The organism is Acidithiobacillus sp. IBUN Pt1247-S3 (assembly GCF_041146875.1).
Taxonomy (GTDB): Bacteria; Pseudomonadota; Gammaproteobacteria; order Acidithiobacillales; family Acidithiobacillaceae; genus Igneacidithiobacillus.
The window spans coordinates 314967-335998 of record NZ_JBFRXP010000001.1; the positions used below are offsets into that span (position 1 = coordinate 314967).

Annotated in this window: 25 protein-coding genes; 8 read left to right on the plus strand and 17 right to left on the minus strand. The window is 58.1% G+C overall.

The genetic code is table 11. The features are described from left to right. Window positions 1-3 precede the first annotated feature (3 nt). From AB4090_RS01615 to xseB, 6 genes are all read right to left on the minus strand, one after another. Window positions 4-1173, minus strand: a complete 1170-nt coding sequence (locus AB4090_RS01615) for an MFS transporter (RefSeq protein WP_369572105.1) — start codon at window positions 1171-1173, stop codon at window positions 4-6. Beyond that, window positions 1167-2264: a chorismate synthase gene (gene aroC / locus AB4090_RS01620; protein ID WP_369572106.1), complete on the minus strand. Its 1098-nt coding sequence runs from the start codon at window positions 2262-2264 to the stop codon at window positions 1167-1169. Before aroC ends, AB4090_RS01615 begins: the two co-directional genes overlap by 7 nt. Before the next feature lie 3 nt (window positions 2265-2267). Continuing rightward, window positions 2268-3038, minus strand: coding sequence for a GTP cyclohydrolase FolE2 (gene folE2 / locus AB4090_RS01625; protein ID WP_369572107.1), 771 nt, complete (start codon window positions 3036-3038; stop codon window positions 2268-2270). A 66-nt stretch (window positions 3039-3104) separates the two neighbouring features. Then, window positions 3105-4973 (minus strand): 1-deoxy-D-xylulose-5-phosphate synthase, encoded by a 1869-nt coding sequence (gene dxs / locus AB4090_RS01630; protein WP_369572108.1) that lies wholly within the window; start codon window positions 4971-4973, stop codon window positions 3105-3107. Next, entirely contained in the window at window positions 4970-5875 is a 906-nt protein-coding gene (locus AB4090_RS01635) for a polyprenyl synthetase family protein (protein WP_369572109.1), read from the minus strand. Before AB4090_RS01635 ends, dxs begins: the two co-directional genes overlap by 4 nt. Window positions 5876-5878: 3 nt before the next feature. After that, the gene (gene xseB, locus AB4090_RS01640; protein WP_369572110.1) at window positions 5879-6142 is read right to left on the minus strand and encodes an exodeoxyribonuclease VII small subunit; all 264 of its coding nucleotides are present in this window, start codon (window positions 6140-6142) and stop codon (window positions 5879-5881) included. A gap of 126 nt (window positions 6143-6268) precedes the next feature. On the opposite strand from xseB, the gene AB4090_RS01645 reads away from it, so the two are divergent. Together AB4090_RS01645 and AB4090_RS01650 are read left to right on the plus strand one after the other, a co-directional pair. Continuing rightward, window positions 6269-7483, plus strand: coding sequence for an MFS transporter (locus AB4090_RS01645; RefSeq protein ID WP_369572111.1), 1215 nt, complete (start codon window positions 6269-6271; stop codon window positions 7481-7483). 58 nt (window positions 7484-7541) lie between these two features. After that, a complete protein-coding gene (locus tag AB4090_RS01650) occupies window positions 7542-8231 on the plus strand; it encodes an HAD family hydrolase (RefSeq protein WP_369572112.1) in 690 nt (229 codons plus the stop codon). On the opposite strand, the gene smc is transcribed toward AB4090_RS01650, so the two are convergent. Continuing rightward, window positions 8197-11664 carry a chromosome segregation protein SMC gene (gene smc / locus AB4090_RS01655; RefSeq protein WP_369572113.1) on the minus strand — a complete coding sequence of 1156 codons (3468 nt, stop codon included), beginning with the start codon at window positions 11662-11664 and terminating at the stop codon, window positions 8197-8199. The two genes, AB4090_RS01650 and smc, sit on opposite strands and share 35 nt — an antisense overlap. Before the next feature lie 55 nt (window positions 11665-11719). Between smc and queF the strand changes: the two genes are divergently transcribed. Further along, the gene (gene queF / locus AB4090_RS01660) at window positions 11720-12145 is read left to right on the plus strand and encodes a preQ(1) synthase (RefSeq protein ID WP_369572114.1); all 426 of its coding nucleotides are present in this window, start codon (window positions 11720-11722) and stop codon (window positions 12143-12145) included. On the opposite strand, the gene AB4090_RS01665 is transcribed toward queF, so the two are convergent. Both AB4090_RS01665 and AB4090_RS01670 read right to left on the minus strand, forming a co-directional pair. Beyond that, window positions 12096-12887: a M15 family metallopeptidase gene (locus AB4090_RS01665; protein ID WP_369572115.1), complete on the minus strand. Its 792-nt coding sequence runs from the start codon at window positions 12885-12887 to the stop codon at window positions 12096-12098. The genes queF and AB4090_RS01665 overlap by 50 nt on opposite strands. Further along, the gene (locus tag AB4090_RS01670) at window positions 12880-14133 is read right to left on the minus strand and encodes an NAD(P)/FAD-dependent oxidoreductase (RefSeq protein WP_369572116.1); all 1254 of its coding nucleotides are present in this window, start codon (window positions 14131-14133) and stop codon (window positions 12880-12882) included. Before AB4090_RS01670 ends, AB4090_RS01665 begins: the two co-directional genes overlap by 8 nt. A 174-nt stretch (window positions 14134-14307) precedes the next feature. On the opposite strand from AB4090_RS01670, the gene AB4090_RS01675 reads away from it, so the two are divergent. Next, window positions 14308-14589 (plus strand): BrnT family toxin, encoded by a 282-nt coding sequence (locus AB4090_RS01675; RefSeq protein WP_369572117.1) that lies wholly within the window; start codon window positions 14308-14310, stop codon window positions 14587-14589. Further along, window positions 14573-14818 (plus strand): hypothetical protein, encoded by a 246-nt coding sequence (locus AB4090_RS01680; RefSeq protein WP_369572118.1) that lies wholly within the window; start codon window positions 14573-14575, stop codon window positions 14816-14818. The genes AB4090_RS01675 and AB4090_RS01680 overlap by 17 nt, the downstream gene beginning before the upstream one ends. A gap of 35 nt (window positions 14819-14853) precedes the next feature. Here the strand turns inward: AB4090_RS01680 and AB4090_RS01685 are convergent, their stop codons facing one another. The 5 genes from AB4090_RS01685 to AB4090_RS01705 form a co-directional block, all read right to left on the minus strand. Then, the gene (locus AB4090_RS01685) at window positions 14854-15132 is read right to left on the minus strand and encodes an FAD-dependent oxidoreductase (protein ID WP_369572119.1); all 279 of its coding nucleotides are present in this window, start codon (window positions 15130-15132) and stop codon (window positions 14854-14856) included. 94 nt (window positions 15133-15226) lie between these two features. Beyond that, the gene (locus tag AB4090_RS01690) at window positions 15227-15361 is read right to left on the minus strand and encodes a hypothetical protein (RefSeq protein ID WP_369572120.1); all 135 of its coding nucleotides are present in this window, start codon (window positions 15359-15361) and stop codon (window positions 15227-15229) included. A gap of 20 nt (window positions 15362-15381) precedes the next feature. Next, window positions 15382-15969, minus strand: a complete 588-nt coding sequence (locus AB4090_RS01695) for an isoprenylcysteine carboxylmethyltransferase family protein (protein WP_369572121.1) — start codon at window positions 15967-15969, stop codon at window positions 15382-15384. Window positions 15970-15979: 10 nt separating this feature from the next. Then, entirely contained in the window at window positions 15980-16231 is a 252-nt protein-coding gene (locus tag AB4090_RS01700) for a hypothetical protein (RefSeq protein WP_369572122.1), read from the minus strand. A 371-nt stretch (window positions 16232-16602) separates the two neighbouring features. Next, window positions 16603-16722, minus strand: coding sequence for an FAD-dependent oxidoreductase (locus tag AB4090_RS01705; RefSeq protein ID WP_369572123.1), 120 nt, complete (start codon window positions 16720-16722; stop codon window positions 16603-16605). 297 nt (window positions 16723-17019) lie between these two features. Here AB4090_RS01705 and AB4090_RS01710 point away from each other — a divergent pair, with 297 nt between their 5' ends. From AB4090_RS01710 to AB4090_RS01720, 3 genes are read left to right on the plus strand one after another with little or no spacing between them, the layout of a single operon-like run. Then, window positions 17020-18432 (plus strand): MFS transporter, encoded by a 1413-nt coding sequence (locus tag AB4090_RS01710; protein WP_369572124.1) that lies wholly within the window; start codon window positions 17020-17022, stop codon window positions 18430-18432. Window positions 18433-18478: 46 nt separating this feature from the next. Beyond that, window positions 18479-19261, plus strand: coding sequence for a helix-turn-helix transcriptional regulator (locus tag AB4090_RS01715; protein ID WP_369572168.1), 783 nt, complete (start codon window positions 18479-18481; stop codon window positions 19259-19261). 45 nt (window positions 19262-19306) lie between these two features. Next, on the plus strand, window positions 19307-19570 hold the full coding sequence (locus AB4090_RS01720; protein ID WP_369572169.1) for a DUF2442 domain-containing protein: 264 nt from the start codon (window positions 19307-19309) through the stop codon (window positions 19568-19570). A 277-nt stretch (window positions 19571-19847) separates the two neighbouring features. On the opposite strand, the gene AB4090_RS01725 is transcribed toward AB4090_RS01720, so the two are convergent. Genes AB4090_RS01725 through AB4090_RS01735 form a run of 3 tightly spaced genes read right to left on the minus strand, consistent with a single transcriptional unit; the run spans window position 19848 to window position 21011 of the window. After that, the gene (locus tag AB4090_RS01725) at window positions 19848-20357 is read right to left on the minus strand and encodes an N-acetyltransferase family protein (protein ID WP_369572125.1); all 510 of its coding nucleotides are present in this window, start codon (window positions 20355-20357) and stop codon (window positions 19848-19850) included. Window positions 20358-20395: 38 nt separating this feature from the next. Beyond that, window positions 20396-20677 (minus strand): DUF2442 domain-containing protein, encoded by a 282-nt coding sequence (locus tag AB4090_RS01730; protein WP_369572126.1) that lies wholly within the window; start codon window positions 20675-20677, stop codon window positions 20396-20398. A 7-nt stretch (window positions 20678-20684) separates the two neighbouring features. Then, window positions 20685-21011, minus strand: a complete 327-nt coding sequence (locus AB4090_RS01735; RefSeq protein WP_369572170.1) for a DUF4160 domain-containing protein — start codon at window positions 21009-21011, stop codon at window positions 20685-20687. Window positions 21012-21032: the final 21 nt, after the last annotated feature.

Below are 21032 nucleotides of genomic sequence, written 5' to 3' on the forward strand. Positions count from 1 at the left end.
GCCTCAGGCGAGTTTTTCAAGGGCTGGCCGCGGGCGAAAGACTCCAAGTAAAAACACTGCCGCCACGGCAGCGAGGATGCCGGCAGCAAAAAAGGTGGCACTACCGCCCCAGCGCGACCATGCCCAACCTGCCATCAGTGCTCCGATTCCACCCCCCAGGCCATAGACCAAGCTGGCATAGAGTGCCATACCACGGGCGCGTAAGGCTTGCGGAAAGCGCGCAAAGACCCAATGAATAGCGGCAAGATGAAAAGCAGCATAGCTTGCAGCGTGCAAAGTTTGCACAAGAATGATCCAAACAAAGCCGGGCCACCAGGCAATCACCCACCAGCGTATTGCCGTCAATAGGAACGCGCTAACAAACACCAGTGCTGTCCCCCAGCGGCGCAGGATGCGGTCACCAAACCAGAAGAACAAGACTTCGGCGAGGACGGCAAGGGCCCAGAGCAGGCCCACCGTAAGGCTGTTATCGCCATGGGCCTCCACATAGATGGAGTAAAAAGCATAATAGACCCCATGGCTTGCCTGTTCGAGGATACCGGCTAACAAGAAAAACCATAGGCGGGGATCGCGTAATTCCGGCAGAAAGGGCGCACGGTTGTGCGGCTGCGTGCTCTGCGGAGAAGCGGAAAAAGGTAAGAAACGGCTCACCCACCAGGCTAGAAACAAAAATACTGCGATGCCCGGCAGAAAACTGCGCAATCCCCAAGCGGAGACCAATGCCCCCATCCCCAGTGACAGAGTGATAAACCCAAGAGAGCCCCAGAGCCGAATACGACCATAGCGACGGCCCTCCCGCTCCGCCCAAGCCATGGTGATGTTATCCACCAAGGGCAAGGTCGCGGCCCAAAAGAAGGCAAACAGCAAGGTGATGAGCAACAGAGCGGGAAAATGGCTTCTGACAAAAAATAGCAGTAGAAAACTCAGGACTGCGGCCATACCACCGGCCGGGATCAACCAGCGCGTCGGGAGATAATGCAAGAGCCAGCCCCAAACGTTTGGAGCCAAGACCTTACTGAATTGCACAGCGGCCGTCAGCAGGCCAATGGCCAGGGCGTCTTGGCCCTCACTACGGAGCCAAGGACCCCAGTAGGGCATGAACGCGCCGATGGTGCAAAAATAGAAAAAATAATACGCAACGAGGGCCTGGCCCTCGTAACGCGGTTTTAGCATTGGCCGCTTATGGGTGCTACGGGTGGTGTGACATCGCCATTTTGCGCCCGATGACGCAGATAATGGTCCATCAGGGTAAGAGCCAGCATCGCCTCGACAATGGGCACCGCACGAATTCCGACACAAGGATCGTGGCGGCCGGTCGTGACAATGTCGATCACTTCGCCGTGCAGGTCGATACTCGGCCGGGGAATGCGAATACTGGAGGTGGGCTTGATGGCAATCGAGAACAACAAGTCTTGGCCGCTGGAGATCCCACCCAGTACACCGCCCGCATGGTTACTGGCAAAGCCCCTGGGGGTCAGGGCATCACCATGTTCACTACCGCGCTGCTCCACCACCGCAAAGCCATCTCCCACCGCCACGGCCTTGACCGCATTGATGCTCATCAGCGCCTTGGCAGCGTCTGCTTCCAGACGATCAAAGACTGGTTCTCCCAAACCTACGGGCATGCCGGTCACCCGCGCATCCACCCGGGCACCAATGGAATCGCCGGCCTTGCGCAGTTCATCGAGATATTCAGCCATGCGCTCAGCAGCTGCGGCATCCGGGCAAAAGAAGGGATTCTGGTCGATTTGTGCGCTATCGAATGCTTCCGCATGGATTGGCCCCATCTGTGCCAACCAGGCGCGAATTTCCGTACCCAAGCGCTCGCGCAGATATTTACGGGCGATGGCGCCAGCCGCCACACGCGTGGCCGTCTCCCGTGCCGAGGAGCGACCGCCGCCACGGTAATCACGCAGACCATATTTTTGCAGGTAGGTATAGTCGGCATGGCCAGGACGAAAACTGTCTTTGATCTTGCCATAGTCCTGCGAGCGCTGATCGGTGTTGCGGATTAGCAGACCAATTGGGGTACCAGTGGTGACACCCGCAAAAACGCCAGAGAGGATTTCGACCTGATCGGCCTCCTGGCGCTGCGTGGTATGGCGTGACTGTCCTGGTCGCCGACGATCGAGTTCGATCTGAATGTCGGCTTCGGCAAGCGGTAGTCCGGGTGGACAGCCATCAACCAAAGCGCCAATGGCCGGGCCGTGACTTTCACCAAAAGTGCTGACCCGGAAAAGCTCACCAATACTGCTGCCGGCCACGGATCAGTTTTCTCCCTCGATATAGGCGTAGGCCGAATGATTATGAATCGACTCGAAATTTTCCGAGGCCACCGAGTAGCGCCGCACTCGCGAGTCTTTCTGCAAACGCAGCGCAACGTCACGCACCATGTCTTCGACGAACTTGGGATGGTCGTAGGCGTATTCGGTCACGTACTTTTCATCGGGCCGCTTGAGCACGCCATAGAGCTGCGAGGAGGCCTCGCCTTCGACCAAGTCGATGAGATCCTCGATCCACAGGGTGCTGCGTGCCTCGACCTGCACCGTAACGTGAGACCGCTGATTGTGCGCACCATACTCCGAGATGCTCTTGGAACAAGGGCAGAGACTGGTGACCGGAACATGCACCACGAGCTGCGAACGCAACTCTTTGCCGGAGATTTCGCCGTTCCATTCGACTTCGTAGTCCAGGTAACTCTCGACCCCGGAGACCGGCGCCTTTTTGCGCACAAAATAGGGAAACTGTAACTCGATACGGGCGCTGCTGGCTTCCAGCCGGTCTTGCGTATTGACGAGAAGATTATCGATGTTTTCTACACTGAGTGGCTCCACTTGCTCCTGCAGAATCTGCAAAAAGCGTGACATATGGGTACCTTTCAGATGCGCTGGCAACCCAACATACATATTGCAGTAAGCGGCCACCTGTTGGCTGTGCCCCGCACGATCGACAATGTGCAGCGGATGGCGAACAGCCTTTACGCCAACCCGTTGTATGGCAATGGCGCGCGGATCGGCACGACCCTGTACATCTTCCAATGCTTCTGCAGCGCAATCTCTCACTACGGTGAACCTCGCCGAATGCTTGACTAGAATAGTCGGATATTACGCGCCGATCCTTCGGGCAGCAAGGCGGGCGAGCAAGTCTTCGCCAGCACGACGAATTCCTTCGGCGTCCAAGCCAAGCTCTGCCAGCCACAGACCCGCCTCACCATGCTCGATAAATTGATCGGGCAGACCGAGAATTTTGATCAATGGTCGCTGCCTTTGGTCGAGCAAATATTCGGCCACTGCACTGCCAGCGCCACCCATGCGCACGCCCTCTTCTACCGTCAGGAAGGCATCATGGCTACTGGCAAGTTGCTCGAGCAGCGCGTGGTCCAAAGGCTTGACGAAGCGCATATTGACCACGGTGGCGTCGAGTTCTTGCCCTGCTTGCAAGGCACTCTCGGCGCGGGTACCGAAGGAGAGGATAGCGAGGCGTTTTCCCGCGCGCAGAATCTCCCCTTCGCCAATGGCGATTTCCCGTTGCAGGCCAGAATCGGCAATCTCGCCTGCCGCTGCACCGCGCGGATAGCGGACGATGGCCGGTCCTGGGTAGGCGTATCCGGTGTTGAGCATGTCACGCATTTCCTGCGCGTCTTTTGGAGCCATGATAACCAAATTAGGAATGCAACGCGCATAGGCGATGTCAAAAGCCCCTTGGTGCGTCGCACCATCGGCTCCCACCAAACCGGCGCGGTCGACAGCAAAAAGTACCGGCAGATTTTGGATCGCAACGTCGTGGAGCAACTGGTCATAGGCACGCTGCAAAAAGGTCGAGTAAATAGCCACAACCGGGTGGTAGCCCTCACAGGCGAGACCACCGGCAAAAGTCACCGCATGTTGCTCGGCAATACCGACATCAAAATAGCGCTCCGGGTAGAGCTGCTCGTAGCGCACCAAGCCAGAGCCCTCACGCATGGCCGGCGTGATGGCAACCAGTTTGCTTTCTTTGGCCGCCTTGTCGCAGAGCCAGTCACCAAAGACCTTGGTGTAGCTGACTGTCGACGACTTACGCATGGCGCCGCTATCGCGATCAAAGGGCGTAACCCCATGATAGGTGCAAGGATCTTTTTCCGCCGGCGCGTAACCTTTGCCTTTTTTGGTGATGATGTGCAGCAGGCGCGGGCCACGGATCTTGCGCAAATTTTCGAGAGTGGGGATCAAGGCATCGAGGTCGTGACCATCGATAGGGCCATAATAACTGAATCCCATCTCTTCAAAGAGGAGGCCAGGGGACACGAGACCTTTCACGCCCTCTTCTGCCTTTTTTGCGAGTTCCCGTAATGGCGGCACAAGACTCAGGGCTTGGCCGGCACCCTCGCGTACCGTGTTATACAACGGATTGGAGAGCAGGCGGGTAAGATACTGGGAAACCGCCCCGACGTTAGGCGAAATCGACATTTCATTATCGTTGAGGATAACCAGAAGATCAGCATCAAGAACACCGCCGTTGTTGAGCGCCTCATAGGCGAGCCCTGCAGTCATCGCGCCATCGCCGATGATTGCCACTACCTGCCGGTGCTTGTTTTCCAGAGAGGCCGCCACCGCCATGCCCAGCCCCGCACTAATTGAGGTGCTGGAGTGGCCAGCGCCAAAGGCATCATGCGGACTCTCATCACGCTTGAGGAAGCCGGAGAGTCCGTCCTTCTGGCGCAGGGTCGGAAATTGCGCACCGCGTCCGGTGAGCACCTTATGCGGATAGGCTTGATGACCAACATCCCAAATCAGCCGATCATCCGGCGTTTGAAAAACAGCGTGCAGAGCGACAGAAAGTTCCACCGTGCCCAAACCGGAGGAGAGGTGCCCCCCCGTCTGGCTGAGCGTCTCCACGAGGAACTGGCGCAGATCTTTAGCAACCTGCTTGAGCTCTTTGCGCGACATACCGCGTAAGGTCTCGGGATCGGGAATTTGCTGCAGTAAGGGATTCATCGGTTGCGCTCGACAATCAGGCGGGCCAGGGCGCGCAGGTGATCCGCCTCGGCGCCCCAAGCCTGCAATTCTTGCAATGCCTCATCCAGCAAATTGCGAGCGTAGTCCTGCGCCTGCTTAAGCCCCAACAAGGTCACAAAACCTGGTTTTTCCCGTTCGCGATCGGCGCCTTGCTTGGCCTTGCCGGTCTGGGAGATGTCGCCGATCTCGTCGAGGATGTCGTCTTGCACCTGAAAGGCGAGCCCGACACGATCGGCATAGCGAATCAGCGCCGACCCATTGCGCGTGTCTTCGGCAACACCACCGGCAGCCAATCCCAATTGGATAGCGCAACGAATGAGCATGCCGGTCTTCAGCAAGTGCATTTGCTCCAGGGCCGGTTGCGCCAACTCGTGGCCCACGGCGGCGAGGTCCACAGCCTGCCCACCCACCATGCCATGGGAACCAGCCGCCTGGGCAAGGGTCGCCAACATGCGTAGCTGCTGCCCCGGACTCAGGCCAGCAGGTTCGGCCAGTATACGAAAGGCGTGGGTGAGCAAGGCGTCTCCCACCAGGATTGCTGTGGCTTCGTCGTAGGCTTTGTGGCAAGTCGGGCGCCCGCGGCGCAGGTCGTCGTTGTCCATGGCGGGAAGGTCATCATGCACCAGGGAGTAGGCATGAATCATTTCCAGAGCGGCTGCCGGCCGGTCCAACAGGGATTCGTGTATCCCCAGTGCTGCACCCGCGGCATACACAAGCAACGGGCGCACCCGCTTGCCACCGCCTAATACGCTGTAACGCATCGCCTCATGCAAACGCGCCGGGAAAGCGTTGCTAGCTGGCAGATAGTTTTCGAGACAGCGCTCGCTGCGCGCTACGATTCGTTCGCGGAAAGCCGCAAAAGATTCGGAGATCTTGGTCATAGTTCAGTCCTCTTCCGCATCGCTGGCCAGGGAGGTCACCTCGTTACCCAAGAGGATTTCTACTTTCTGGCGCGCCTCGCGTAGTTGCTTTTCCGCCCGCTGGGCCAGCTCCATACCCTGTTGAAACAAGGTGACGGATTCTTCCAAGCCCAATTGCCCGCCTTCCATTTTCTCGACTACGCTCTCCAAAGAATGGAGCGTATCGGCAAATATTTCTTGCGGCGGCTGGTCTTTTGGCTGCTGGAGGGATTTTTTCGCTTCGGTCATGGCCGCAATTAAACACCAGCCCCCGGTCTTGGGGCAAGCCATTTGCCAGCGCGGCAAGAAAATACCTACTAGACGGTATGCTTTCCGGCTCGTAGACTACGCGTTTCCACAATCACTGAGGTCCGCATGACCAGCATCATCCGCGAGGAAACGGTGGCACACCGCCAGCCGGAAAAGACAACGCGTTTCGATGTGCTTGGAGCTATCAGCGTCTCGCATTTTCTCAATGATAGTATTCAATCGCTGATGCTGGCGGTATATCCCCTCTTCCGCAGCAATTTTCATCTGAGTTTTGCGGAAATCGGTTTGATCACTTTGGCCTATCAGTTGACTGCCTCTATCATTCAACCACTGGTGGGACGCTACACCGATCGCCACCCGTTGCCCTGGTCTTTGCCGGTGGGCATGGTCTCGACTTTTGCCGGGCTTTTATTGTTGTCCATTGCACCGAACTACCTCATTTTGCTTCTTGCCGCTGCCTTGGTGGGCTTGGGCTCTTCGGTGTTCCATCCCGAGTCGTCGCGGGTCGCACGCATGGCCTCGGGCGGGCGCTTTGGTCTGGCACAATCGATTTTTCAGGTAGGTGGTAATGTCGGCACAGCGGTCGGCCCTTTGCTCGCCGCTTTTTTGGTGATGCCAAATGGGCAACAGAGCCTTTCGTGGTTTTCGCTCTTCGCTTTGGCAGCGATCGTGATTCTGAGCTTTGTTGGGCGCTGGTATCAACACCAACACCGGCAACCCAAAAAAGCGCAGGTGATTGATGCGCCGATGCTGCCAAAGGGGTTGGTGCGGCGCAGCATGGTCATTTTGGTGACCTTGATGTTTTCCAAGTTCGTTTATCTAACGAGCATTAGCAGTTACCTGATCTTTTATTTAATGCATCGCTTTGCCATTCCCGTACGCGAGGCACAATTGCATCTATTTATTTTCCTTGCGGCGGTGGCAGCGGGCACCCTGCTCGGCGGCCCGATCGGGGACCGTATCGGGCGCAAGCGAGTGATCTGGGTATCGCTGCTCGGTATCGCCCCCTTTACCCTCGCCCTTCCCTATGTGGGCCTGACGCTCAGTGCCTTCCTGACGGTGATCATTGGCTTCCTGCTCGCGTCGGCATTTCCGGCCATCGTCGTCTATGCCCAGGAGTTGGTACCCGGCAAGGTAGGTACGATCTCCGGTCTGTTTTTTGGTTTGGCCTTCGGTTTGGGTGGCATCGGTGCTGCGGTTCTCGGGCAGCTGGCTGACCTTTGGGGCATCGACACGGTGTATCAGATCTGCTCATTCTTGCCGCTTCTGGGCATATTCGCTGCCTTCCTGCCGCATCGACCGCAGGAATACGCGGTCTAGGGTAAGTACAAATCCCTGATATACTCCGCAGGCCCATTGGACACGACACGAGGAACCCATGGCTCTGGCCATTTTCGATCTCGATAACACCCTGCTCGCCGGGGATTCCGATCACGCTTGGCTGGAATTTTTGAGCACCCTGGGCATCGTCGATGGCGAGGAGCTGCGCAAAGCGAACGATCGCTATTACCGCGCTTATATGGATGGCAAACTGGACATGGGTGATTTTCTGCGCTTCGTTTTGGCGCCGATGGCCGCCCATCCGCGCCGTCAACTGGACGAGTGGCATAGCCAGTACATGAAGGAACGGGTTCTACCGATGATTACCGATGCCTCACGCGCTCTGGTACACAAACATGCCGAAGCTGGAGACACGCTCCTGATCATCACCGCGACCAATCGTTTTGTAACAGGCCCCATTGCCGTGGAATTAGGGGTGCCGACCCTTTTGGCCACCGAAGCCGAGTGTGATGACAACGGCGAGTTCACCGGGCGCAGCTACGGCATCCCCTGTTTTCAGGCTGGCAAGGTGGAACGATTACGGCAATGGCTGAGCGCTCGGGGCTTGCCCTGGGAAGAAAGCCTGGCTACGGCGCACTTTTACAGTGACTCGCACAACGATCTGCCGTTATTGGAGTTGGTGGGCAATCCGGTGGCTGTCGATCCCGACCAGACCCTCGCGGCGACGGCGCGGGAACGGGGCTGGCCGATCCTTAGTCTGCATGGGCCCTGTCATCCACTGAACTAGCATCTTCCTCATCAAGGAACTCTGCGACATCCACCGGGACGATACTGGAGATTCCGGGCTCGATCATCGTTACCCCTACCAGCTGCTCTGCTACCTGCAACGTGAGTTGCCGATGGCTGATGAGCAGGAACTGGGTTTCTCGCGCCAACGCACGAAGAAGGCGACAAAAACGCTCGATATTGGCGTCATCAAGGGGTGCATCGACCTCGTCGAGGATGCAAAATGGCGCTGGGTTCAGCGCAAAAATGGCGAAGACCAAAGCGATGGCGGTCAGGGCCTTTTCGCCACCCGAAAGTTGTTGCAAGGTGCCGTTGCGTTTTCCTGGCGGTTGGGCACGCAGCAGCATACCAGCATTCAGGGGGTCACCCGAACAGCGCTCCAGCGTCGCGACGCCGCCACCGAACAGTTCGGCAAAGTATTGTTGCAATCCGCGATTGACGTGATCCAAAGTATGCTGAAAGCGTTCTAGCGTTTCAGCATCCATCGCCGCCATGGCGCTTTCCAGACTCAGCAACGCTTGGTCGACATCTGTCAGCTGCTCAGCAAGGTCACCCTGACGTCCTTGCAGCTCAGCGAGCTCTTCTTCCGCTGCCAGATTGATGTTGCCCATACGGGCGATGGCAACCTGTAGGCGCTGCAATTCCATGGCAGGCTGGGCGTCTTCCGGCATTGAGCCAGGATTTTCTCCCAATATGTCCGCCAGTTCCTGGGCCTTCACCAGGAGTTCCTGGCGGCGTTCCTCCAGGTGCGCAAGCTCTGCTTCCCGTGTGGCCCGTTCCACCTCCCCCTGCCGTTGTTTGTATTGCAAGCTTTGCCGTTTTTGGTCGAGGGTTTGCTGCTGCTGACGCAGGTTCTCGCCCTGCGTTTGTAACACCGCGAGCTGTTGTTGGGCGCTACTGCGGCGCGTTGCCGAGAGACTGCGACGTTCCTCTGCCGCGGGCAGCGCTGCCTGCCAGTTTTCCCAGGCAGTATCCAGCTCTGCCAGCATTTGTACGGCACGCTGTTTTTCGGCTTCCAGATTTTGCAGGCGTTCGGCTGCGCCTGCTTGCTCGTTCTCTAGACGCTGCCGCTCTAATGCTGATCGCTGCCCTTCGTCGCGCAGGCGGCCAAAGCGTTGCCGTTGTTCTTGTTGCTCACGGCGCCGTTCATCAAGAGTGCGGCGCGCCTCTTGTTCTTGTTGGCGCAGTCCAGGCTCGCGTGCTCGCTGGCGTTGTAGTTCTTCGTCCAGTCCCGCGCGTCGCTGGCGAAGCTGTTCCAGCTCTCCATCTAGACGCTCGCGCTCTTCCCGCTCCGCCGCGACGCGTTGTTCCTCGGCTGCAAGTGTGCTCTCCCACTGCACAAGTTTTTCTCGTGCTTGGGTCAATTCGCGTTGCACATTTTGCGCCTTGCGGCGTAGATCCTGTTCTTGATTACGCGCCTGCGCCAGACGCTCGCGGGTACCGCGCAACTCCGCCTCGCGCTCTTGTACTTGGCGCTCCAGATCTGGCAGCGCAGCAACGACTTCTTGCAATTCACGCTGCACGCGTAACCAGCTACTCGTGTCCTCTTCCGCTCCCAAACGCCACAGGCTATTGGCAGAGAGCAACTCACCCTGAGGGGTGATCCAGTGTTCTCCCGCTTGCAACTCACCGACGCGCGCGACGGCAGAGATGAGATCTGAGCAACAGCGCAGTCCCCAAAACCAGGGCAAGAGCGCGTCCCGCCAGGTATTCGCTAGGTGTATACGATGCCAGAGGAAATCCTCGGGGATTTGCGCGGAATGCAGCCCCTCGCCAGCCCAGAGCCAACTGCCGACTCCGTCTGGCAACGCGGTAGATTCGGCGAGGATGGCGTGCAAGCGATCGCCAAGCACCAGTTCTACGGCACGCTCCCAGTCCGGGTCGACCGCTAGTATGCTGCTCAATGCCTTGCCCTCGCTGTCTGGCCAGCTCTTTTGTAAGCCTTGCAATAATCGTTGCAGGGCAGACTGTTGGGCACGACCGCGTTGCAACGCATCGCGCAGCTTTTGCCATTCTCCTTGCTGGCTTTCGATTGCCGTGGACAAACCCGTAACCGTTTCCTCGCTAAGCAGCAGTTCGCTCTGCAAGTGCGCTTCCTCTGCGGCGGCAATTTGTACACGTTCCTGTCGCTGCACCAATTCTTCCGGTGCTGGTGCAGGGCGATTACCGATGCGGCTACGGCGCTGCTCCATTTCCGTGATGCGCGGTTGCAATTCGCGCCACTGCGCCTCTTGCACTTCGAGCTGCCGCCGCCAGTCCTGCATTTTGTCGCGGAGGGTACTTTGTGCGCTCTCTGCCTCCTGCACCGCCTGCTCTACAACCTCGCGTCCGGTGCGTAGTTGCTTTTCTTCATCTGCCCGCGCCCGATCTCGCTCCTGTAGGGCCTGCAAGCGGCTTTGCGCCTCCTGCAACTGACGGGTTCGCCGCTCTTTTTCTTCGCTGGCGCGCGCCTGGCGTTCCTGCTCTTCCTTACGCGCCCGTTCCAAGCGCTTGCCATCTTCTTGTAAACGTTGCCAGTCTTGCTCGGCTATCGTCTGTTCGGCTTGCGCCGCGTATTGCTCTGCCTGCGCTTCGCGCAAATATTCTTCCTGTTCGCCAAGCCCGTTGCGCAGAGTATCCAGCGCAACATGCAATCGGGTTTCTTCTTCTTGCAGGGACTGCAACTGCGTGGCACCTGTCGTCAATTTTTCCTGCAACTGGCCGTGCTCAGACTCCAGGGAGTTCAAACGGGCAACCAGCTCCCACCACTGCCAGCGCCGTTCTTCTGCGCGCAACTCCCGTAGCTTACGCGCTTGTTCCGCTTGTCGGGTCAGACGCTGAAATTGCTGCTCCATTTCACCGTGAATGTCACGCAAGCGTTGTAAATGTTCCCGCGTTTCGGCAATGCGCTGCTCGGTTTCGCGCCGTCGTTCCTTGTAGCGACTGATGCCGCCGGCCTCTTCGAGCATGGCGCGCAAATCTTCTGGCCGGCTTTCAATAATACGCCCAATCGTGCCTTGTTCGATGATGGCATAGCTGCTGGCGCCGAGGCCGGTACCGAGGAAGAGGTCGCCAACATCGCGCCGGCGACAGCGGGCATCGTTGATGCGATATTGGCTGTCGCCATCGCGGGTGAGTTTGCGTTGAACGCGAATTTCGGCAGTGGCAGTCCATGGAGCTGGAGCTTGGCCTGAAGCATTGTTAAATAAGAGTTCGACAACCGCCTGCTGCGCTGGCGAACGATTGGCAGAACCGTTGGAAATCACATCGGCCATGGCGCCGCCTCGTAGCTGGCGCGCCGAGGATTCGCCCAGCACCCAGCGAATGGCATCGATGATGTTGGACTTGCCGCAACCGTTCGGCCCAACAATGACCAGCGGATTGCGCTGAACGTCGATGCGGGTCGCGTTACGGAAGGATTTGAAACCGTGCAGGTGGATGGCAGAGAGACGCATGGGCGCCGTTTTTTGCTATGATGGTGGCTGAGCGCATTATCTTGAGGAGAACTTGATGCCCAGTCAACCGAGCCGCGATTTGCAGAGCTTTCCCAACCCGCAGCCGCAACGCGATTACCTGGTGCATATGGACCTGCCGGAATTCACCTGCCTCTGCCCACTCACGGGGCAGCCGGACTTTGCCCATTTTCTTCTCGATTTCATCCCCGACCAGCGCAATGTGGAGCTGAAGTCCCTGAAGCTGTATCTGTGGAGCTTTCGTGACGAGGGGGCATTTCACGAGGCCTTGACTAACCGCATCGCCGACGAGCTCGTGCAGATGTTGGAGCCGCGCTACTTGCGCTTGCTGGGGCGCTGGTATGTGCGCGGGGGGATCAGTACTGACGTGTTGGTGGAACATCGTCAACCTGGCTGGAACAACGCTTCGCTGCTTATGCAGTTGGGACCGGCGCCGTGGACGCGTCATCAACCGGGGTATTGATGCGCCCATAACGGGCCACCGACTGCCCCATCCGCCAGGCCCAGAGCTGGTCGCCCAGGGAAAAATGCCACCACTCGCCGGGGTGCTGGGCAAAGCTCTGTCCCTGTAGGGCGTCGCGGAGCCAGACACGATGTTGCTGCCACTGGGCCTCGGGGCTGCCGGGTGGGGCATCGGCAAAATAAGCGGGCTCGGCGCGGTCGGTAAAGTCGTCCACGGGTCCGCCCATGGGGATTTCGTTGCCCTGAGCATCCACTAGGGTACAGTCCAGTGCGGCCCCCGTGCTGTGGGGAGGCGGATGGGCTGGGTCGGGGTTGGCTATCCCCCAAAAGCGATACACCCTAGGGGCCAATTGGGCGTAGAGCGCGGGGTCCTGCGTCGCCAGGGCCTCGGGGTTGGGGTAGCCGTCCAGATCTTGGGCGCACCCCAGGGCCGCAGCCTCGGCGCGAAACTGTCGCCAGACCATAAAGGCCTGCACTGCCAGGGGGCGCCAGGCATCGAAAATCGCAATCCGCCAACCTGGCTGCACCTGCATCAGAGTCGTCTGGGCCGCCTCCAGGGCCTGCACCGCCCCGGCGCGCAAAAACCACGGCGACTGCCCGTGGTAGGGGGCACCAGCGGCCTCATAGGGGTGGGGCAACAGGCGTGGAAAGTGCTGGGGAATCTCTACCAGGGGTTCGCCGCTCTCCACGATGGGGATTTGCCCGTAGGCGGGGTGAATGCCTGCACTATCCTCCTCAAGCACGAAAACGCTCCGGCCGGTAGGGCAAGGGGTCGACAAAGGGATGGGCCTCGTTTTCCAGCATCTGGGCAACCAAGCGCCCCGTGCTCGGCCCCATGGTCAAGCCCTGGTGACAGTGGCCAAAGGCCAGAAAGAGCCCCGGCTGGCTTTGCAGAGGACCGATAATGGGCAGCATGTCCCCCGTACAGGGGCGGTGGCCCAGCCAGGGTTGCGGGTCCAGGGCTTGGCCCAGACCGGGATACATCTTGCGGGCGGCGGCCTCGGCCAACTGCAAGGGGCGCAGGGAGGGGGCGTCGTCGCGCCGGGCAAACTCGGCGCCGGTGGTCAGCCGCAATCCCCGGCGCATGGGGGCGAGGACGTAGCCGCCTTCGCTGTCCAGCACCGGCAGGGGCAAGGCCGTTTCCCCCTGCTGGGTGTAGTGCTGATGGTAGCCGCGCTTGACGAAGACCGGGGCGTGATAGCCGAAGGGCTTGGTCCAATCCGCCGTCCACGCGCCCATGGTCAAGACCAGCCACGGGGCCTCTCCGCGTTGCTGCTCACCTTCCACCCGCCAGCCCGCCCCGACCTTATGCAGGCCGCGGATCTCTTCGCGGACAAACTCCCCGCCCCGCTGCTGAAAAGTGCGCAGATAGGCTTGGGACAAGGCTACCGGCTCGATCAAGGCCAAGGGCTGGGTCCAGTGGATGGCACCGGCAACACCCGTGCGCAACATGGGCAGTTGTGCCTCCAGGGCGGGGGCATCCCAGACGGCGTAATCGACATCAAAATGCAGGCGCTTGTACGCCGCCGCCTCGCTTTCTGCCTGCCAGTGCCGGGGGTCTTGAAAGAGCTGCACCCAGCCCCCTGGGCGGTAGAGATCGCTGGCGTCGGTCAGTGCCGCCAGAGCCATGTGGTCTTCCAGACAATGGCGGATGAGGGCGCCGTAATCTTTCGCGGTGCGCTGCAGGCGGTCGGGGCGGGAACTGCGCCAATAGCGCATGAAGGCCGGAGCCAGGGGCGGCAGGGCCTTCCAGCGATACTGGGCGCGACTGCTGCGGTTGCCCGCGTAGCGCCAGAGTTCGTGTACGTCCCGCGGGAAAGGCTGGGGGAACACCGCCTCGCGCTGGATCAGCCCGGCATTGCCGTAGGACGTCCCCTCCCCCGCCGCCTGCCGGTCCCAGAGCTGCACCTGCCAGCCGCGCAACTGCAATTGCAACGCAACGGACAGACCCACAATCCCTGCCCCCACTACCATCACGGATTTTGTCATGGAGATTGCCTCTCGCCCCGTCTGCCCTTGCCCAGCTACAGCATACTGGGGGAAAGGCCTGCTGGCGATAACACCGGGGCCGCTGCGGAGCGTAGCGTAAGACTTTACCGGTGTTGAAGAGATATACTCACCTGAGAGCGGGGGAACTGGCGCAGTTGCTGGGGTGAATGGGTTGTGGTCTATACTTTCGAGTGGGATACGCGAAAAGCGCAGTCTAACGCCAGAAAACACGGCGTGACGTTTGATGAGGCGAAGACCTGCTTCCACGACCCGTGGCAAATGGCATTCTATGATCCAGATCATAGCGGCGAAGAGGACAGGGAATTGTTGATTGGACACTCCAACCAGGGCAGGTTACTTCTGGTGAGTTATACGTTACGTGGGGATCTGGTGCGGATTATCTCCGCCCGAAAGGCTACGACATCCGAGGAGAATCAGTATGCGCAAGGAATATGATCTGGAGCGATTGATCGTGAAGCGGCGCGGGCCACTGCCGGGATTGTCCGGCATCCCCGAAGCGCCTGAAGCCGAAATGAATGACAGGGTGCAGGTGACCGTGACCCTGGATCGAGATATTACCGCTTTTTTTGAAGCGCAGGCTCAACAATCGGGTGCGAGGACGTTCACAACGGCGGTCAATCAGGCCCTCCGTCAATACATTGCCGATTTAGACTCTTGCAATTAGGTCCCGCCTGTGATCTTCCGATACGAATAGCCTTACTATTGGCGGCATCCCGGACCGCGTAATCCACGTCGAAGTGCAGGCGCTTGTACGCCCCTGCTGCGGTTACCCGCATAGCGCCAGAGCTCCTGCACATCCCGCGGAAAGGGCTGGGGAAACACCGCCTCGCGCTGGATCAGCCCGGCGTTGCCGTAGGAAGTCCCCTCCCCCGCCGGCTGCCGGTCCCAGAGCTGCACCTGCCAGCCGCGCAACGGCAATTGCAACGCCACGGATAGGCCCACAATCCCTGCCCCCACTACCATCACGGATTTTGTCATGGAGATTGCCTCTCGCCCCGTCTACCCTTGCCCAGCTACAGCATACTGGGGGAAAGGCCTGCTGGCGATAACACCGGAGGCGGTTAGGTCCCCGTCAACGGCCTTCCTGAATGTCGAGGATGCCGAGGAAGCGGATGCTGCGACACTGCAGGCGAGCGCAGTAGCGTTGTGCAGCATCTTTCCTCTCCGTCAAGGATTTTGCCGGAGAGTGCCGTCTGCTGAAGGACATGCATCGACACCGCCCTGCCATCACAGCACAAACGGTATGAGTTTCTTGGTATTGTGACAATACTTCTCATATTCTGGAAATCCGGCGCAAAGGATGGCCTCCTCTGAGCGTATCCTTTTCAGTTGCAAAAACAGGGTAGAAAGGGCAACAAGAAGCATCACCGGCGGGTATCCGGATGAAATGCCGACTCCGATCACAGCCAAAAGCCCGCCGGAATACGACGGGTGCCGGACATATTTGTAGGGCCCGGAGCACACCAGTTGTTGCCCCTTCTCTATGCGCAGAATCACGGAAAATCCGGACTGCAAATACTGTATCGCGTAGAGTCGGATGGCGTAGCCAAAAACAAAGAACAGAACACCAACAGCCACCGCAACCCCTGGTGGAATCCTTTCTATCGAAAGAAACCTGGACAGCAACACTCCCAAGAAGAAATCTACAAACATGACTCCACCAAATATCCAGAAATAATAGCGATCAAAGGTTTTTCGGCTATAGTGCTGTGATGGATCATAAGAGTGATGCGTTCTGTACACCCAACGCTCGATCATCACTAAGACTACAAACAGAAAGGTAGGGGCATACTGAAAAAAACCATATTTCGCCACATCTTGGCCTTTAGGTGATAAATTTCACCAACGCGACGATGATGCCAACGGCAACCACCATCATGCCGCCGAGCTTGATGATCAGGCGTTGCTCCATGTCCTTCAGGGCAGTGGTGAGGTCTTCCTTTGTCACGAGGTCGTGGATGTTCAGCTCGATGACTTCCGCCAATGCCTCCGCTTGGGCCTCCGCCTGATCCGGTGGAAACCCCGCCGCCTTGAGCTTGTTGGCGAATTTCAAGGTGTCGAAAGTGAGCGCAGCCATTTAGTAAGTATAGGACACAAAACGCCTTCCCCACAAACCCCTGACAGCAGGTTCCAGGTCCCCGTCACAGTCTCCTGCCCCCTGATCGTCGCTAATACCGAGAAAGCAGAGGATGCGATACTGCAGGCGGATGCAGGAACGGTCCTCATCGTAGGTCACATCGCGGACCCAGTGGAGACGGTTTTCGATGGATCAGGGTCCGCGGGCGATCTGCAGTAGCTGTTCGGGATTTCCTTGGTCGGGATGCAGGGAAGTCACGCCGTAGACCGTTTCCTGTCGCTTTTTGCCGGTGGCCAAGCATTTGGTTTCCCGGTGCAGACAAAAGGCTTGGGCGACGTGGGGGAAGTTCCGGTAGGAATTCAGTGCGGTGGTTACCCGCCGGCAGCCGGCTGCCGGTCCCAGAGCTGCACCTGCCAGCCGCGCAACTGCAATTGCAACGCCACGGACAGGCCCACAATCCCTGCCCCCACTACCATCACGGATTTTGTCATGGAGATTGTCCTCTCGCCCCGTCTACCCTTGCCCAGCTACAGCATACTGGGGGAAAGGCCTGCTGGCGACAGCCTCTGCATCTCGATGCTCTACGCCTTTGCCATTGGCTGCATATTCTGGACAATCTTATGCGAAAAGGCAGTAGTGGATAGAACGCTCCAAGTCTTGCGTCGCGCCCTTGGTGAACAGAACGGCGTATGTCTGCTTTGTTCTGCTTTTTGTCATTATCGATCATTTCTGCCGACATTCTCCTGCCGCAAGATTGTGGGGTTTCTGGCTTTCCCATAAGGAGCGGTATGAACACTTCATCCTACCCACAAGCTGACGACGCTGGTCAAAACCAGCGCCCGACTCTGGTCGCGATCATCCTAGTGATATTCTTGGCGGCCATTGATGGTACGGTGATGAGCACCCTGCTACCCACCATTGCCGATGCATTGGGTGATCGCGATCTCTATCCGTGGATCATGTCCGGATTCTTCCTGCCGTTAGCGCTGATTGCGCCGTTATCTGGTGCGCTGGCCGATCGTTTTGGGGCTTTGCGGGTATTGGTGTTTGGCATTGTACTCTTTCTGACCGCATCCATTGCCGCAGCCATCAGCCCCTCTCTTCCGTGCCTCATCGCTGCGCGGGTCGCACAAGGCGCAGGGGCAGGCGTAATCATTGTGCTCTCCTACACTTTGCTCGCGATCCTCTACGGCCCAGACCAACGGGGGCGTATGCAGGGCTTGTTGAGTGGCGTTTGGGGGCTGGCGGCAATTTTTGGCCCCTTGCTTGGCGCCTCGCTCAGCATCACTCTGGGTTGGCGCTGGGTGTTCTGGATCAACCTCCCCATTGGGCTTGTAGCGATGATATTGCTCATTCGAACCAAGTTACCTGCAAAAAGGGCGACCCGTGCCACCATCGCCCCGGTTATCCAGATGTTATTAGCCGTAGCAGTTTGCGGTGTTCTGATAACGCTCACAGCTGCTGGACAGCACGGGGCCAAGCTCATCGAACTCGTGGCTGGGGTATGCGGGATATTGGCTTTTCTTGCGTTGCTCTGGAAAATCCGTCAGAGCCCGAAGCAAAGTCCCGTGCCGGTACAATTTTTTCAGCGGAAAGACCTTGGCGCCGCAATCATTTTGATCCTACTTGGCAGCGCGGGACTCTATGCCTCGGTGACACTGTTACCGTTCAGTTTGCATGCCCAAGGGAGGAGCGCGCTGCATATCGGACTGTATATAATGGTTGCCGCGCTAGGCTGGGTTATGGGTTCCACGCTTTGTGGCCTTTCCCTCAAACGGTATGGGTACCGCATGCCCAGCTTTCTGGGTGCGGTGATACTGGCAGTCGGGACGGCGGGGTTGGGGCTGGCAGCAACCACTGGCAACGTAGTTTTCGTCGCGGGATCAGAATGCCTGCTGGGCCTTGGTGTGGGTTTATTGGCTACGGCAACCTTAGTGCTTTCGCAGAATGCTGCGCCAAAGGCCCACGTCGGTAGCTACACATCCACGGTGCAACTGTTTCGCAATCTTGGGGCCGCTTTTGGCGTCAATGCCATCGCCGTCATCCAATTTCATAGCAGCGCTCGCGCGGGATCATTCGCGCTCAGCTTTTCTTTGTTGGCCATACTCATGGCGCTGAGTATCCCCTTGTCTCTTCTTTTACCGCGAAACTACGCCTTGATTGCAGACCAGCGGGCCAGTTATCCGCCGTCCTCAGAGTGATCCAAGGCATTTTGCTCCCGCCCGCTTTTGGGCGATAGTGGTGCGCATGGATCTCATCGAACGCCATTTCAGTAGTGCACAGAGCCCAAAGGAGGGTGAGCACGCGCCTCATCGCCACGATGTTGGTCAGTTTATTCTGGTTCGACGAGGCATTCTGTACGGCCACGTCGAGCGTAGCAATTGGGTCCTGAAGCCAGGCATGGCAGCATGGGTGCCAGCAGGGCTTGTCCACTGGGGATCTGGAAGCAAGGGAATGGAATTAGCGGCACTCTACCTCACTACTGCAGAATCTCGGCATTTTTCCTTACCGGCTGGCCCATTGCTTTCCACACCGTTGATGGTCGCCCTGTGTGAGCGGCTAATGGACCAAGGTTGGGTGCAAGACCATCCTCAGCGCCGCCAGACCATGACGGCGATGCTCATTGAGGAAATTGCTGAAGCCCAACCAGCTAGCCTAGTGCTGCCATTACCGATGGACGCACGGCTACAGCGCCTGACCAATACCCTGATGGCCGCCCCCCGAACTCTTGGGGAATGGGGACGGCAAGTGGGTGCCAGTGAGCGTACATTGATGCGCCTGTTCCTGCGCGATACCGGTCTTTCATTCCACCAGTGGTATGACCGCTTTTTATTGATTGAGGCGGTGCGCAATTTAGACGAAGGGTTCGGGAATGCGCGAATCGCTGAAAGGCTCGGCTTCGCCTCTGCGGACAGTTTCGGGCACTGGTTTCGGCGCGTGACAGGTGGCAGCCCTAGCACCTATTTGATGGAGAAGCCATCTCCCCGCCCGTTGGGGAGGGAGAATGGGCCTGTCCCAAGCCCTACCTGAAACGCCCAAGAAGGGGCGCAGGACGCCCAAACTTTTCCGGCGCATATTGCTGAGGGCCTAGAGAACGCCTCGCCGGAAGACCTTGCCGCCATTGAGATTAGCCCGTCTGGCCTGGGACTACACTGGCCCAAGCTCGATGCCGACCTGTATGTTCCTGGCCTCATGGCCGGACAACTCGGCTCCCGGTCGTGGATGGCGTCGCAGCTTGGCACTATCGGCGGGCGGGCACGCTCCCCCGCCAAGGCAATCAGCGCAAGAGCGAACGGTCGCAAAGGTGGCCGACCAAAGACAAAGCAGATATTCCCCTGATGCTTTGGCTGACACAAAATCCATGCCTGAACCTCTCCCTCTGTCCAGAAGGCGGTTGGCCACCTTCCGGACAGAGGGATGATAGAGAGGAGCCGGATATTTTTCGGTCTAGCGGCGCGGCCGCGCGGGGGCGACGCCCAAAATTGATCGGTACAGAGGAACACCCAGAATGAATGAGAAATTATACCACAGATAGGGCGCATTCAATAGTGTTATCAGTGGGTTGGGATATAATCAGGGGCGACGAATTATAACACAAGACTTTTTCAGCAGCCTCTTAGAGCATTTTTGAGTATAAAACTTCATGCAACGGGTGCCCTGTTAAATTGGAGGTAGTGCGTTCTTTATGTGTGGAGGAAAACCCATTGCGTTGATACGCTAATTCAGCAGCCATATTTCCTTTTATGCACCATAGCTCCATTGAGGAGTACGGACCTTTTAACACTGATTTAATTGAGACTTGTATTAGCTCAGAACCAACACCAGTTCTCCAGAATTCAGGTAGCACATTGAGTGCCCAAAGCTCTATGGCATTGGGATTTGTCGGATAGCGCGGCTGACCAACTATAGAAAACCCAACAACAATATCGCTTTTCTCGGCCACATGAACTTTTACACCATTGGGTGTATTTGCCAAGAATTCTCGACGCTGATCTAGATTGTCAGTGGAACTTAGTGTGGCCAAATAGCTGGCGGGCATGCACCCTGTGTACGCAGCCTTCCAAGCGGCAATTCGAATTTCACCTATGGCCTCTGCGTCTTGGGAGGTTGCAATACGGGTGGGCATATGTGCTCTAACGTAGAGCTAACCGGCGCTGCGCGGCTTTATCGCGCAACGTCCGCGTGGACTGCCGGGTTGGACGCCGTTGATTCAAAGGGGAGCATTTCAGATAGCAGAGTTTCTGGCGCAATGTCCTGCTCATTGGGCCAGGTTACTGCGCCAAATAGAATACCCACTCTATTGAAATAATTCACGTCCCGGAGCTCGCGAAAAATGCCATGATCGAGATAGGGGGTTAAGTCAAAAATGCCCTTACGTCCATCCTCGATCTCGACATAGATTCTGTAATCTGGAAGCGGTTTGACAATTTTTACGTCCCAGTACATGGCGACCTCACAACGGTTCTATCTTGTAGGGATTTTCGCCACTGACAGCGAGTTCCCAATCCGCCATCAGCTCATCGCGATGAAGCTCTATCCATGCCTGCACTAAGCGCAATTGCTTACGGGGTAATTCGCCCGCGAGGATTTCAGCGTCGCCGAGGGCAATGGATGCCTCAAACTCGCCACACCTTTCGCAAAAGCCGGCGCTGGCGGGACGGCAAAGGATTGCCCAACGTAAAGGTAAGGGGCGCGCCGCTTTTGGCGCGTCCCGCTTGACCGCAATGTTGGACGAAGCCGCTACGCGGAGGAGTCGCCGACCGGCCTGACACGAAGTCATCTGCACCTTCACCCCCAGTTT

Bases quoted from the DNA above. Each gene is read 5' to 3' on its own strand.
- AB4090_RS01730 (WP_369572126.1), bottom strand. From the start codon at position 20,677: ATGTACTGGGACGTAAAAATTGTCAAACCGCTTCCAGATTACAGAATC.
- AB4090_RS01715 (WP_369572168.1), top strand. From the start codon at position 18,479: ATGGATCTCATCGAACGCCATTTCAGTAGTGCACAGAGCCCAAAGGAG.
- AB4090_RS01645 (WP_369572111.1), top strand. From the start codon at position 6,269: ATGACCAGCATCATCCGCGAGGAAACGGTGGCACACCGCCAGCCGGAA.
- AB4090_RS01690 (WP_369572120.1), bottom strand. From the start codon at position 15,361: ATGTCCTTCAGCAGACGGCACTCTCCGGCAAAATCCTTGACGGAGAGG.
- xseB (WP_369572110.1), bottom strand. From the start codon at position 6,142: ATGACCGAAGCGAAAAAATCCCTCCAGCAGCCAAAAGACCAGCCGCCG.
- dxs (WP_369572108.1), bottom strand. From the start codon at position 4,973: ATGAATCCCTTACTGCAGCAAATTCCCGATCCCGAGACCTTACGCGGT.
- AB4090_RS01685 (WP_369572119.1), bottom strand. From the start codon at position 15,132: ATGACAAAATCCGTGATGGTAGTGGGGGCAGGGATTGTGGGCCTATCC.
- AB4090_RS01615 (WP_369572105.1), bottom strand. From the start codon at position 1,173: ATGCTAAAACCGCGTTACGAGGGCCAGGCCCTCGTTGCGTATTATTTT.
- AB4090_RS01725 (WP_369572125.1), bottom strand. From the start codon at position 20,357: ATGCCCACCCGTATTGCAACCTCCCAAGACGCAGAGGCCATAGGTGAA.
- AB4090_RS01700 (WP_369572122.1), bottom strand. From the start codon at position 16,231: ATGGCTGCGCTCACTTTCGACACCTTGAAATTCGCCAACAAGCTCAAG.
- AB4090_RS01670 (WP_369572116.1), bottom strand. From the start codon at position 14,133: ATGACAAAATCCGTGATGGTAGTGGGGGCAGGGATTGTGGGTCTGTCC.
- AB4090_RS01705 (WP_369572123.1), bottom strand. From the start codon at position 16,722: ATGACAAAATCCGTGATGGTAGTGGGGGCAGGGATTGTGGGCCTGTCC.
- smc (WP_369572113.1), bottom strand. From the start codon at position 11,664: ATGCGTCTCTCTGCCATCCACCTGCACGGTTTCAAATCCTTCCGTAAC.
- queF (WP_369572114.1), top strand. From the start codon at position 11,720: ATGCCCAGTCAACCGAGCCGCGATTTGCAGAGCTTTCCCAACCCGCAG.
- AB4090_RS01680 (WP_369572118.1), top strand. From the start codon at position 14,573: ATGCGCAAGGAATATGATCTGGAGCGATTGATCGTGAAGCGGCGCGGG.
- AB4090_RS01735 (WP_369572170.1), bottom strand. From the start codon at position 21,011: ATGACTTCGTGTCAGGCCGGTCGGCGACTCCTCCGCGTAGCGGCTTCG.
- AB4090_RS01710 (WP_369572124.1), top strand. From the start codon at position 17,020: ATGAACACTTCATCCTACCCACAAGCTGACGACGCTGGTCAAAACCAG.
- AB4090_RS01635 (WP_369572109.1), bottom strand. From the start codon at position 5,875: ATGACCAAGATCTCCGAATCTTTTGCGGCTTTCCGCGAACGAATCGTA.
- AB4090_RS01650 (WP_369572112.1), top strand. From the start codon at position 7,542: ATGGCTCTGGCCATTTTCGATCTCGATAACACCCTGCTCGCCGGGGAT.